This window comes from Rhodococcus sp. P4_F5 (assembly GCF_056401315.1).
On record NZ_JBFUJP010000022.1, the window covers coordinates 57,649 to 71,223 of the forward strand.

8 protein-coding genes and 1 pseudogene are annotated in these 13,575 nt (G+C 72.7%); 8 read left to right on the forward strand and 1 reads right to left on the reverse strand.

The features are described 5' to 3' along the window. Nucleotides 1–18 precede the first annotated feature (18 nt). The 3 genes from AC1DU4_RS11585 (at nt 19) to AC1DU4_RS11595 (ending at nt 4,062) form a co-directional block, all read left to right on the forward strand. The gene (locus AC1DU4_RS11585; protein WP_477839939.1) at nt 19–1,344 is read left to right on the forward strand and encodes a nicotinate phosphoribosyltransferase; all 1,326 of its coding nucleotides are present in this window, start codon (nt 19–21) and stop codon (nt 1,342–1,344) included. A gap of 32 nt (nt 1,345–1,376) precedes the next feature. Continuing rightward, nucleotides 1,377–1,970, forward strand: coding sequence for an isochorismatase family protein (locus AC1DU4_RS11590; RefSeq protein WP_477839923.1), 594 nt, complete (start codon nt 1,377–1,379; stop codon nt 1,968–1,970). A 61-nt stretch (nt 1,971–2,031) separates the two neighbouring features. After that, nucleotides 2,032–4,062 (forward strand): ATP-dependent DNA helicase, encoded by a 2,031-nt coding sequence (locus AC1DU4_RS11595; protein ID WP_477839925.1) that lies wholly within the window; start codon nt 2,032–2,034, stop codon nt 4,060–4,062. On the opposite strand, the gene glgP is transcribed toward AC1DU4_RS11595, so the two are convergent. Next, nucleotides 4,059–6,647, reverse strand: a complete 2,589-nt coding sequence (gene glgP / locus AC1DU4_RS11600) for an alpha-glucan family phosphorylase (protein ID WP_477839927.1) — start codon at nt 6,645–6,647, stop codon at nt 4,059–4,061. The genes AC1DU4_RS11595 and glgP overlap by 4 nt on opposite strands. A 99-nt stretch (nt 6,648–6,746) precedes the next feature. Here glgP and AC1DU4_RS11605 point away from each other — a divergent pair, with 99 nt between their 5' ends. The 5 genes and pseudogenes from AC1DU4_RS11605 to AC1DU4_RS11625 form a co-directional block, all read left to right on the forward strand. Further along, nucleotides 6,747–8,753 carry an alpha-1,4-glucan--maltose-1-phosphate maltosyltransferase gene (locus tag AC1DU4_RS11605; RefSeq protein WP_477839929.1) on the forward strand — a complete coding sequence of 669 codons (2,007 nt, stop codon included), beginning with the start codon at nt 6,747–6,749 and terminating at the stop codon, nt 8,751–8,753. Further along, nucleotides 8,750–10,954: a 1,4-alpha-glucan branching protein GlgB gene (glgB, locus tag AC1DU4_RS11610; protein WP_477839931.1), complete on the forward strand. Its 2,205-nt coding sequence runs from the start codon at nt 8,750–8,752 to the stop codon at nt 10,952–10,954. Before AC1DU4_RS11605 ends, glgB begins: the two co-directional genes overlap by 4 nt. Then, a complete protein-coding gene (locus AC1DU4_RS11615) occupies nt 10,951–12,384 on the forward strand; it encodes a neutral zinc metallopeptidase (protein ID WP_477839933.1) in 1,434 nt (477 codons plus the stop codon). The genes glgB and AC1DU4_RS11615 overlap by 4 nt, the downstream gene beginning before the upstream one ends. Nucleotides 12,385–12,603: 219 nt before the next feature. After that, on the forward strand, nt 12,604–13,131 hold the full coding sequence (locus tag AC1DU4_RS11620) for a hypothetical protein (protein WP_477839935.1): 528 nt from the start codon (nt 12,604–12,606) through the stop codon (nt 13,129–13,131). 292 nt (nt 13,132–13,423) lie between these two features. After that, nucleotides 13,424–13,575: pseudogene (locus AC1DU4_RS11625) on the forward strand (MspA family porin); the annotation flags it as partial.

Below are 13,575 nucleotides of genomic sequence, written 5' to 3' on the forward strand. Positions count from 1 at the left end.
ACCGCCGCGCCCGCCGCCATCGCCGGCTCCGCGCTGTGGTCCCAGCCGGGCACCAGCACGGCGCTGCTCACCGACCAGTACGAGCTGACGATGCTCTCGGCGGCGCTCGCCGACGGCTCCGCGCACCGCCGCTGCAGCTTCGAGGCCTTCGCGCGGCGGCTGCCCGACGGCCGTCGCTACGGCGTGGTCGGCGGCGTCGGCCGCCTGCTCGACGCCCTCGACCGGTTCCGCTTCGGTGAGCCGGAACTGGCCGTGGTGTCGAAGTTCCTCGACGACCGCACGGTCGACTGGCTCCGCGAGTACCGGTTCACCGGCGACATCGACGGCTACCGCGAGGGCGAGCTGTACTTCCCCGGGTCGCCCATCCTCTCGGTGCGCGGCACCTTCGCCGAGTGCGTGCTGCTCGAGACGCTGCTGCTGTCGATCCTCAACCACGACAGCGCGATCCTGTCCGCCGCCACCCGCATGGTCAGCGCCGCCGCCGGCCGGACCATGATCGAGATGGGCTCGCGGCGCGCCCACGAGGAGTCCGCGGTGGCGTGTTCGCGGGCCGCCTACCTGGCCGGCTTCACCGCCACCTCGAACCTCGAGGCCGTCCGCCGGTACGGCGTGCCCGGCGCCGGCACCAGCGCCCACGCGTTCACCCTGCTGCACACCACCGCCGACGGCCCGGACGAGGCCTCGGCCTTCCGCGCCCAGGTCGAGGCGCTGGGCGTGGGCACCACCCTGTTGGTGGACACCTACGACATCACCGAGGGCGTCAAGACGGCGATCGCCGTCGCCGGCCCCGAACTCGGCGGCGTCCGCATCGACTCCGGAGACCTCGGGGTGTGGGCCCGTCAGGTGCGCCGGCAGCTCGACGACCTGGGCGCCGTGAACACCCGGATCGTGGTCTCCGGCGACCTCGACGAGTACGCGATCGCGGCGCTGCGGGCCGAACCGGTGGACACTTACGGTGTGGGCACCGCGCTGGTGACCGGGTCGGGGGCACCCACGGCGGGCATGGTCTACAAGCTGGTCGAGGTCGACGGGCTCCCGGTGGCCAAGCGCAGCAGCCACAAGGTGTCCCGCGGCGGAACCAAGCGGGCCGTCCGGCTGGCCCGGCCCACCGGCACGATCGTCGAGGAGGTCGCCTACCCGGCGGACTCCGAGGCCCCCGACGCCGGCGACCTGACCTGCCGGGAGCTGATGATCCCGCTGGTCCGCGGCGGTGTGCGGGCGGACGGCCTGCCCACCCTGGCCGAGGGGCGCGACCTGGTCGCCCACGGGCTGGTGAGCCTGCCGTGGGAGGGGCTCAAGCTCTCGCGCGGCGAGGCCGCCGTGCCGACCCGGTTCGTCGGCTAGTTCGGGTTCGCAGACAACGTAGGAGTGAGGAAATGGGCACCGGATCGGGTCGGCGGGCGCTGGTCGTCGTCGACGTGCAGAACGACTTCTGCGAGGGCGGCTCGCTCGCCGTCACGGGCGGCGCCGCGGTCGCCCGAGCCGTCAGCGGCTACCTGACGGACCAGGCCGACCGCTACGCCGTGGTGGTCGCGACCGCGGACCGCCACGTGGACCCGGGCGACCACTTCTCCGACACACCCGACTACGTGGACACCTGGCCGCCGCACTGCCGCGCGGGCACCCCCGGCGCCCAGTTCCACCCGGACCTGGACGTCGCGCCGGTGCAGGCGGTGTTCGCCAAGGGCGCGTACAGCGCCGCGTACTCCGGTTTCGAGGGCATCGACGACTCGGGCGAGACGCTGGCCGGGTGGCTGCGCGGACGCGGCGTCGACGCGGTGGACGTGGTCGGCATCGCCACCGACCACTGCGTGCTGGCCACCGCACTGGACGCGCGCCGTGAGGGCTTCGACACCACGGTGTTGCTGCACTACACGGCGGCGGTCTCCCCCGACACGCTCACCACCGCCCTGGACCGCCTGCGTGGCGCCGGGATCCATCTGATCGGCGAGGTGGCGTCGGCGGCGTGACCGCGCGACCGGCCGCGCGACGCTGTCGGGACCTGACGGTGGCTGCCGGTAGCCTTGGCCGGTGCCTGAACTCCCCACCGTCCCCGAACTGCTGTCCGAGGCGGTGCACGCGCTCGGCGGCGCCGAGCGGCGAAACCAGCTGACCATGGCGTCGGCGGTGGCGCATGCCATCGACACCGGCGAGCACCTGGCCGTGCAGGCCGGCACCGGCACCGGCAAGTCGCTGGCCTACCTGGTGCCGAGCGTGCGGCATGCCGTCGAGTCGGGCCGCACCGTGGTGATCTCCACCGCGACCATCGCGCTGCAGCGTCAGCTCGTGGACCGCGACCTGCCGCGGCTGGCCGACGCGCTGAGCAAGACGCTGGGGCGGCGCCCGCAGTTCGCCATCCTCAAGGGCCGCGGCAACTACCTCTGCATGAACAAGATCCACACGGGGGCCGCCGAGGAACCGGAGAACGCCGAGCTGTTCGACGCCTTCGCCATCTCCCGGCTCGGCCGCGAGGTCAAGCGGCTGACCGAGTGGTCCTCCGAGACCGACACCGGCGACCGCGACGAGCTGGTGCCCGGCGTCGGAGACCAGGCCTGGCGTCAGGTCAGCGTCACCGCCCGCGAGTGCCTCGGCAAGTCCCGCTGCCCGGTCGGCGAGGACTGCTTCGCCGAACGCGCCCGGGCCGAGGCGTCGCAGGTGGACGTGGTGGTGACCAACCACGCGCTGCTCGCGATCGACGCGATCACCGGCATCGCCGTGCTGCCCGAGCACGACGTGGTGGTCATCGACGAGGCGCACGAACTGGTGGACCGGGTCACCGGCGTGGCCACCGCCGAGCTGGCGCCGTCCACGATCACCGCCGCCGCACGACGCTGCGTCAAGCTGGTCGAGGAGCAGGACGCCGACCGGATGGAGGCCGCCTCGGAGGGCTGGGCGGCGGTGCTCGAGGACTGCTACGCCGGACGCTGGGAGCGGCTGCCCGACGGCGCCGGCCCCGCGCTGGCCGCGGTCCGCGACTCCGCCTGGGCGGTCCGTACCGCGATCGGCCCGGTCCGGCCGGGGATGAACGCCGCCGACCCGGAGGCCGCGGCGGCCCGGGTCGCCGCCCTGGCCGCGGTCGACGAGGTGCACGACAACGCGGTCCGGGTGCTCACAGCGTTCGACGAGCCGGACCCCGCCAAGCACCGCGACGTGGTGTGGCTGGCCGACGAGGAGCGCCGCGRCAAGCTGGTGCGGATGGCGCCGCTGTCCGTCGGCGGGCTGCTGCGTTCGCGGCTGTTCGCCGAGTCGACGGTGGTCCTGACCTCCGCGACGCTGACCGTGGGCGGCTCCTTCGACGGGCTGGCGGTGAACTGGGGCCTGCCCGCGGAGTCCGCGGTGAGCCCCGACGCGGCGATGTCCACCGGCACCGAGGCGCCGTCGGACGCCGGGGACATCAAGTGGAACTCCCTCGACGTCGGCTCCCCCTTCGACCACGCGAAGGCCGGAATCCTGTACGTCGCAAAGCATCTGCCCGCACCCGGCCGTGACGGACTGGCACAGAGCTACCTCGACGAGATCGCCGAGCTGATCACCGCCGCGGGCGGCCGCACGCTCGGGTTGTTCTCGTCGATGCGGGCGGCGAAGGCCGCCGCGGAGGTGATGCGCGAGCGGCTCGACACCCCGGTGCTGTGCCAGGGCGAGGACGCCACGGGCCAGCTGGTGCGCAAGTTCGCCGCGGACGAGGCCACCTCGCTGTTCGGCACCCTGTCGCTGTGGCAGGGCGTGGACGTGCCCGGCCCCTCGCTGAGCCTGGTGATCCTGGACCGGATCCCGTTCCCGCGCCCGGACGACCCGCTGCTGGTGGCCCGGCAGCGCGCCGTCGAGTCCCGCGGCGGCAACGGCTTCCTGTCGGTGGCCGCCAACCATGCCGCGCTGCTGCTGGCCCAGGGCGTGGGCCGGCTGCTGCGCAGCGTCGACGACCGCGGCGTGGTCGCGATCCTCGACTCCCGGCTGGCGACCGCCCGCTACGGCGGCTACCTGCGGGCGTCGCTGCCGCCGTTCTGGGAGACCTCCGACCCCGAGGTGGTCCGCAAGGCCCTGACCCGGCTCGCCGAGCGTTAGCCCGCCGGCAACGCCACCAACGCCAGCTCGGCGTCCCCGGCCAGCAGTTCGTGGTGCGGCAGCACCCGGACCGTGTACCCGACCGCGCCGGAGAGCGGCATCCGTGTCTCGGCGACGAAGAGCTCGCCGAGGTCCTCCGAGCCGGCGTGCGTCATCGGCACCACCACCGTGTCGGAGAGCTCCTCGTCCGCGCCGACGTGGCCCAGGACTGCCTGCACCGCGACCTCGGACGGTTCGAGGCCACCGAGCCGCAGGTGTGCCCGCAGGGTCAGGTCGGCGCCGATCACCGGGGTGTCCGGCAGCCCGGAGCTGTCCACCTGCACCACCTGCACGCGCGGCCAGGCCGCCTCGACCCGACCGCGGTACGCCGCGACCTGCCGTGCCCCCGCGTAGCCGTCGGCCACCGCGGTACGGGCGGCCCGCGCCGCCGGGGCGTACAGGCCCACCACGTAGTCGCGCACCATCCGCGACGCCAGCACCTTCGGCCCCAGGTCCTCGAGCGTGTGCCGGACCATCTCCACCCACCGCGCCGGCAGTCCGTCGGCACCGCGGTCGTAGAACTTCGGCAGCACCGTCTGCTCGAGCAACTCGTACATCGCGTTGGCCTCGAGGTCGTCGCGGCGCACCTCGTCGGTGACGCCGTCCGCGGTCGGGATGGCCCAGCCGTTCCCGCCGTCGTACATCTCGTCCCACCAGCCGTCCCGGATGGACAGGTTCAGCCCGCCGTTGAGCGCCGACTTCATCCCCGAGGTGCCGCAGGCCTCGAGCGGCCGCAGCGGGTTGTTCAGCCAGACGTCGCAGCCCCAGTACAGGTAGCGGGCCATCGACATGTCGTAGTCGGGCAGGAAGACGATCCGGTGCCGGACGTCGTGCTCGTCGGCGAACCGCACCACCTGCTGGATCAGCGCCTTGCCGCCGTCGTCGGCGGGATGGGACTTGCCGGCCACCACCAGCTGCACCGGCCGCTGCGGGTCCAGCAACATCGCGCGCAACCGCTCCGGGTCCCGCAGCATCAGCGTCAGCCGCTTGTAGGTCGGCACCCGGCGCGCGAACCCGACCGTCAGCACATCGGGATCGAAAACCCCTGCTGTCCAGGACAGTTCGGCATCGGTGGCGCCCCGTTCGAGCCACGACGCCCGCACCCGCCTGCGCACCTCGGCCACCAGCTGCCCGCGCAGCGTGTTCCGGGTGGCCCACAGCTCGCCCGGCGCGATCTCGTGCAGCCGCTCCCAGCCGCGGGCCTCCTCGACCTGCTCGGGGCCGACCACCCGCCGGGCCAGGTCCATCCACTCGCGGGCCGCCCAGGTGGGGGCGTGCACCCCGTTGGTGACCGAGCCGATCGGCACCTCGGTGGCGTCGAAGCCCGGCCACAGCCCGCTGAACATCTCCCGGCTGACGGTGCCGTGCAGCCGGGACACCCCGTTGGCGCGCTGACCGAGCCGCAGGCCCATGTGCGCCATGTTGAACACCGCCGGGTCGCCCTCGCGGCCCAGTTCGACGATCCGGTCCACCGTCAGGCCCGGCAGCATGGCCGACTCGTTCTCCCCGTTGGCCCCGGCGAAGTAGGTACGCACCAGGTCCGTCGGGAAGCGGTCGATGCCCGCCGGGACCGGTGTGTGGGTGGTGAACACGGTGGCCGCACGCACCGCGGCGAGGGCGGCGTCGAAGTCCAGCCCGGACCCGGTGATCAGCTCGCGGATCCGCTCCACCCCGAGGAAGCCGGCGTGGCCCTCGTTCATGTGGAAGACCTCCGGGTCGGCCAGCCCCATCGAGCGGGTGTAGGCCCGCACCGCGCGCACCCCGCCGATGCCGGCCAGGATCTCCTGCTTGATCCGGTGGTCCTGGTCGCCGCCGTAGAGCCGGTCGGTGACCCCGCGCAGCTCCGGGTCGTTCTCCGCGATGTCGGAGTCCAGCAGCAGCAGGGGCACCCGGCCGACCTGCGCGATCCACACCCGGGCCCGCAGCACCCGGTTGCCCGGCATCGCCACGTGCAGCAGCACCGGCGCCCCGGACACCGGCTCCGCGAGCAGCCGCAGTGGCAGTCCCTGCGGGTCCAGCGACGGGTAGTGCTCGGCCTGCCAGCCGTCCGCGGTCAGCGACTGCCGGAAGTACCCGGACCGGTAGAGCAGGCCAACGCCGATCAGCGGCACCCCGAGGTCCGACGCCGCCTTGAGGTGGTCGCCGGCCAGGATGCCGAGGCCGCCGGAGTAGTTCGGCAGCACCTCGCTGACGCCGAACTCCATTGAGAAGTAGGCGATCCCGCTGGGCAGGTCGACGCCCTTCGACTGCTGGTTCTGGTACCACCGCGGACGGTCGAGGTACTCGTCGAGGTCCTCGGCGCGGCGGTCCAGCTCGGCCACGTAGTCCGGGTCGAGCGCCAGCGCGTCGAGCCGGGCCGGCGACACCTCGCCGAGCATCCGCACCGGGTCGCCCGCCACCCGCTGCCACAGCGCCGGGTCGATCCGCGCGAACAGGTCCTGGGTCTCCGGGTGCCAGGACCACCGCAGGTTGGTCGACAACGGCCCGAGCGCGGCGAGCCGGGCGGGGAGGTGGGCACGGACGGTGAACCGACGCAAGGCTTTCACCCTGCGAAGACTACCCACCGGCGGGCCCGCGGTCCTGTCGTGACGACCCCGGCCTTCGATCCAGCGTGCACCGTGGCCGTACCCGTAAGGTAGTGCTCCATGAGCGGGCGGATAGGCATCGACGACGTCGTCCCCGACATCGAGGGCGGGCGTTTCCCCGCGAAGGCCGTCGTCGGCGAGACGTTCCCGGTCTCGGCGACCGTCTGGCGCGAGGGGCACGACGCGGTCGCGGCCACCCTCGCGGTCCACGGGCCGGACGCCGCCGGCACCCTGCGGATCCCGATGCTGCCGGGCCCGCTCCCGGACACCTTCGCCGCGGTGTTCGTCCCCACCACGCCCGGCGCCTGGACGTTCCGGGTGGAGGGCTGGGGCGACCCGGTCGCCACCTGGCGTCACGCGGTCGAGGCCAAGTTGTCTGTCGGGCAGGGTCCGACCGAGCTGGCCAACGACCTCGAGGTCGGCGCCCGCCTGTTCGAGCGTGCGGCCAAGGCGGTGCCGAAGGGCGACCGCGCGCGAGTCGTCGCGGCCGCCGCCGCCCTGCGCAGCGACCAGCAGCTGCCCGCCCGGGTGGCGCCGGCCTTCGCCACCGACCTCACCGCCCTGCTGCGCGCGCACCCCCTGCGGGACCTGGTCACCAAGGGCCGCATCGGGACCGTCTGGGTGGACCGTCGGCGCGCGCTGTTCGGCTCCTGGTACGAGTTCTTCCCGCGTTCGACCGGCGGCCGGGACCCCGACGGCACCCCGCGGCACGGCACCTTCGCCACCGCCGCCAACGACCTGCCCCGGATCGCGGCGATGGGTTTCGACGTCGTCTACCTGCCGCCGATCCACCCGATCGGCCGGGTGAACCGCAAGGGCCCCAACAACTCCCTGACCCCCGGTCCGGACGACGTCGGGTCGCCGTGGGCGATCGGCGCCCGCGAGGGCGGCCACGACGCCGTGCACCCGCGGCTCGGCACCCTCGACGACTTCGCCGCCTTCGTCGCCCGCGCCCGCAAGCTGCACCTGGAGGTCGCACTCGACCTGGCGCTGCAGTGCGCACCCGACCACCCCTGGGCCGCAGCCCATCCCGAGTGGTTCACGGTGCTGCCGGACGGCACCATCGCCTTCGCCGAGAACCCGCCGAAGAAGTACCAGGACATCTACCCGGTGAACTTCGACGACGACCCGGACGGGATCTACGCCGAGGTGCTGCGGGTGGTGCGCTTCTGGATCGACCGCGGCGTCCGGATCTTCCGGGTGGACAACCCGCACACCAAGCCGCCGAACTTCTGGGAGTGGCTGATCGCCGAGGTCAAGGAGACCGACCCGGACGTGCTGTTCCTGGCCGAGGCCTTCACCCGGCCGGCCCGGATGTAYGGCCTGGCCAAACGTGGGTTCACCCAGTCCTACACGTACTTCACCTGGCGGGTCGGCAAGCAGGAGCTCACCGAGTTCGGGCTCGAGCTCGCGGCGAAGGCCGACGAGGCGCGGCCGAACCTGTTCGTCAACACCCCGGACATCCTGCACGAGAGCCTGCAGCGCGGCGGGCCCGGAATGTTCGCGCTGCGCGCCGCGTTGGCCGCCACGCTCGCGCCGACCTGGGGCGTGTACTCGGGATACGAACTCTACGAACACCTTCCGGTGCACCCCGGCAGCGAGGAGTACCTCGACTCGGAGAAGTACCAGCTACGGCCGCGTGACTTCGACGAGGCACGGGCCCGCGGCGAGTCGCTGGAGCCCTGGATCGCGACGCTGAACCGGATCCGTCGGGCCCACCCCGCACTGCAGCAACTGCGCAACCTCACCTTCCACCACATCGACAACGACTCGCTGATCGCCTACTCGAAGTTCGACCCGGTGACCGGCGACGCGGTGCTCACCGTCGTCAACCTCAACCCGTACGGCGCCGAGCAGGGCCACATCTGGCTGGACATGCCCGCCCTCGGCCGCAACTGGCAGGACCACATCACCGTGCTCGACGAGGTCACCGGCGAGCAGTACCAGTGGGCCCAGACCAATTTCGTCAGACTCGAGCCCTGGCGCGCGGTCGCGCACGTCCTGGCGCTGCCCGCCGTCCCCTACCCCGCGCGGATGCACCTGGCACACCGCGCGCCCGCGTCGTGACCGCCCGCGGCGCCGCGCAGGTCGCCGCGCCCCCGCTGGCCGACCTGGCGCGACTGRCCTCGGGCACCCACCACGACCCGCACTCGCTGCTGGGCGCACACCCGCATGCCGGCGGCACCGTGATCCGGGCGCTGCGCCCGGGCGCCGAGTCCGTCGCCGCCCGGATCGACGGCGTCGACCACCCGCTGCACCACGTCGCCGACGGACTGTTCAGCGCCGTCGTCCCGGTCCCGGAACCCGCCGACTACCGACTGGTCGTCGAGTACCCGGGCGGGCACACCGTCGTCACCGCCGACGGCTACCGCTTCCTGCCGACGCTCGGGGATCTCGACCTGCACCTGTTCGGCGAGGGCCGGCACGAACGGCTCTGGGAGGCGCTCGGCGCGCACCCCCGCAGCTACGACACCCCGGACGGCCCGGTCACCGGCACCTCCTTCGCGGTGTGGGCACCCGCCGCGCGGGGCGTCACGCTGATCGGCGACTTCGACCTCTGGGGCGGGCAGACAGCACCGATGCGGGCGCTGGGCTCCACCGGCGTCTGGGAACTGTTCGTGCCCGGCATCGAGCCCGGCGCATTGTACAAGTTCCGGGTGCACGGCGCCGACGGCTCGGTGCGCGACAAGGCCGACCCGATGGCGTTCGCCACCGAGGTGCCGCCCGCCACCGCGTCCGTGGTCGACGCCAGCACCCACACCTGGACCGACGCCGCCTGGCTGCGGGCCCGCGCCGAGACGGAGCCGAACCAGTCACCGATGAGCGTCTACGAGGTGCACCTCGGGTCGTGGCGGCCGGGACTGAGCTACCTCGAACTGGCGCAGCAGCTTTCGGCGCACGTACTGGCGACCGGGTTCACCCACGTGGAACTGCTGCCCGTCGCCGAGCACCCGTACGGCGGGTCCTGGGGCTACCAGGTGACCTCCTACTACGCCCCGACCTCCCGGTTCGGTTCCCCCGACGACTTCCGCGCCTTCGTGGACCGGATGCACCGGGCCGGCATCGGCGTCATCGTGGACTGGGTGCCGGCGCACTTCCCCAAGGACGACTGGGCCCTGGCCCGCTTCGACGGCGGCCCGCTCTACGAGCACGCCGACCCGCACCGGGGCGAGCAGTTGGACTGGGGCACCTACGTTTTCGACTTCGGCCGGCGCGAGGTCCGCAACTTCCTGGTCGCCAACGCCCTGTACTGGATCGACGAGTTCCACGTGGACGGCCTGCGGGTCGACGCCGTCGCGTCGATGCTCTACCTGGACTACTCGAGGCCGTCGGGCGGCTGGACCCCGAACATCCACGGCGGCCGCGAGAACCTGGAGGCGGTCGCGTTCCTGCAGGAGATGAACGCGACCGTGCACAAGCTGCACCGCGGCGTCGTCACCATCGCCGAGGAGTCGACCGCCTGGCCGGGTGTCACCCGGGCCAYCTCCGTCGGCGGCCTCGGCTTCACCATGAAGTGGAACATGGGCTGGATGCACGACACCCTCGGCTACCTGGGCCGCGACCCCATCCACCGCAGCTTCCACCACCACGAGATCACCTTCTCTCTGATGTACGCGTGGAGCGAGAACTACCTGCTCCCGGTCAGCCACGACGAGGTGGTGCACGGCAAGGGCACGCTGTGGACGCGGATGCCGGGCGACGACCACGCCAAGGCCGCCGGGCTGCGCGCGCTGCTCGCCTACATGTGGTCACACCCCGGCAAGCAGCTGCTGTTCATGGGCCAGGAGTTCGGCCAGCGCACCGAGTGGTCCGAGGAACACGGGCTCGACTGGGGCCAGCTCGAGGGCGGGCCCACCGCCGCGCTGCAGCGGGGCGTGCTGGCGCTGGTGCGCGACCTCAACGCCGCCTACCGGCGCCACCCCGCGCTGTGGACGATGGACAACTCCCCCGGCGGCTACTCCTGGATCGACGCCAACGACACCGAGAACAACGTGCTCAGCTACCTGCGGTACGGGACCGACGGGTCGATCGTCGCGTGCCTGTTCAACTTCTCCGGTTCCGCGCACGCCGAGTACCGGGTGGGTCTGCCCGAACCCGGCCGGTGGGTGGAGGTCCTCAACACCGACGCCGCGGAGTTCCACGGCTCCGGGATGGGCAACTTCGGTGCCGTCACCGCGACCACCCAGCCCTGGCACGGCCGCCCGGCCTCCGCGGCGGTCGCGTTGCCCGCGAACAGCGCCCTCTGGCTCAGCCTGGAACGCGGGTGATCCGGGCCCGGGCGGCGGTCGTCGGCGTCGCCGTCGCGCTGGCCGCGATCCTGCTCGCCGGCTGCGCGTCCACCACGGGCGGACGCGCGGTGTCGATCTACGCCAACCCGTTCACCGTCGCCGGGCTGCCCGCGACCGACGGCCCCAGCGGCCCACGCCCCGACGTGCCCGACGCGTCGCTGCCGGTCCGGGGCGCGGACGGCTCGGCCGCCGACGTGCTGGCCACCAACGCCGTCGACGACATCGCCGCCTTCTGGCGTGTCGAGTACCCGAAGGTCTTCGCCGGCGACTTCCAACCGGTCACCGACCTCGCGTCGTGGGACCCGGACGCGCCGCCCGCCCACTCGGACACCTTCTGCGGCGACAACACGCACGGCGTGGTGAACGCCGGCTACTGCACCCGCGACGGCTCGATCGGCTGGGACCGCACCACGCTGCTGCCCACCCTGATGAGCACCTTCGGCCCGATGGCCGTGGTGATGGTGATGGCGCACGAGTACGGCCATGCGATCCAGCACGACTCCGGCCTCGCCGGCGACGACGACCCGACCCTGGTGCTCGAGCAGCAGGCCGACTGCTTCGCCGGGGCCTTCATGCGAGACGTCGCGCAGGGCGGTGCGCCGCACTTCACGCTCAACACCTCGGACGGACTGAACTCGGTGATGGCGGCGATGGTGGCCGTCCGCGACACCAACCCCAACGACCCGGAGGCCGTGCACGGCTCCGCCTTCGAACGGGTGACGGCCTTCCAGATCGGCTTCACCGACGGCGCCCGCGCCTGCACGGCCATCGACGCCGCCGAGGTGGACGCGCGCCGCGCCGAGGTGGCCCAGCAGCTGTCCGTCGCCGGCGGCGACGGCGAGATGCCGGTCACCGAGGAGACGGTCCGGCTCACCGTGGACTCGTTGCAGGAGGTCTTCGCGCTCCCGCAGCAGCCGACGGTGACCTTCGCCGGCGCCGACACCGGGTGCCCGGACGCCACGACCACCGAGCCGGTCTCGTACTGCCCGTCGACGGACACCATCGGCGTCTCGCTGCCGGCGTTGGTCGCGCGCAGCATCCCGCTGACCGGCAGTCCGGACGAGATCGCGGCCGACGTGCGCGGCGACTTCGGCGCCTACGTGCTGGTGGCCTCGAGGTTCACCCTCGCCGCCCAGCGCCAGGCCGGCGACTCGCTCACCGACGCCACCACGGCGGTCCGCGCGGCCTGCCTGTCCGGCGTCTGGACCGCGGCCGCCGCGGCGGGTGAGGCGGGCCGGCTGACGCTGTCCGCCGGCGACCTCGACGAGGCGGTGTCCGGTCTGCTCACCGACGGCCTGATGGCCAGCGACGTCAACGGGGACACGGTGCCGAGCGGCTTCGCCCGCGTCGACGCCTTCCTCTCCGGGGTGCTCGGCGGGCAGGACGCCTGCGCGAACCGCTACGGCTGACCGACCAGAGCGCGGCGCGGCTATCGTCGCCCCCAGTCGCGGCGTCGCGATCGACCATCTCTGGGGCGAGCCGACCGCCGCAGCGATGACCGCCCTCGTGACGAGCCCGGAGGCTGTGCGCACCCATTTCCGATTGCCGGATTCGTCTGGTTGATGCGTACGCCAACGACAGACACCTGGCTACTAGCCGTTGTAGTAGCACCGTGTAACCTCCGCGGTGTGAGCACACCGAAGGCGACGTTCGCGCGGATGCGCGGCGCCTTCGCCGGCTCGATCTCCGCAGCCGTGAGCGTCGCGGCCCACGCGGCCGGTAACGGGATGGCCCCCACCGAGAGCTCGGTGGTACTGCTGGTGCTGGGGTGCGCCGCCGTCGGGGCAGTCTCCGCGACGCCGCGGGCCGATCGACATGCGACCTGGTTCCTGGCCGCGTCGCTGGCTCTGGGACAGGCGATCGGCCACATCACGTTGTCTGTGGGCGCGGTCCATCACGACGGGCTTCAGCTCAGTCCCGCAATGATGGCAGCCCACGCCGTCGCCATCGCCGTCGCGGCTGTACTGATCCTCGCCGGCGAACGCGGATGCGCCTTGGCTGTCTCGGCGCTCACCCGGGCACTCCCTCTGCCGTTTGCCCCACTGCCTGTCGTTGCGTCCACTGCAGTCGGCATCCCGACCTGTCGCCCGACACTTGCTCGCTGGCTGCTGGTCGGCTCGAGCATCGGCACTCGCGGTCCGCCGCACCCTGTGTAACCGACGCGAACACACACGCACCCGCAGACGGGATTCGTCCTCCGCGGCTGTGTAGTCGCGCGCATCCTTCATCGTTGCCGCTGGGCATCACGGCCTTCGACGGCCGCTTCCCCAGCCAACGTTTCCCCTCCCCGGCAGCCCGGCATGTGAGCCGAGGCGCTGGGTGACTCTCGCCCGTCCTACCCAGCCGAGCATCGCTTACGCACCGGCGGCCCCGCGGGGTCCGGTGCTGCTTGGCGATCAATCCGCTCTGCCCGCGGCCGAATCACGGCCCGATCCCAAGAAGGAATCCATGAAATCGAACAGCTCGACAGCCCTCCGCGGCACCCGTATCGCCGGTTTCGGCGCCGCAGCAGCCCTGACGATCGGCCTGCTGTCCAACAGCGTCGCCGCCGCCGACACCTTCGTGCCGCTGCCCGACGGATCCAAGGACGCCCCCGGCGC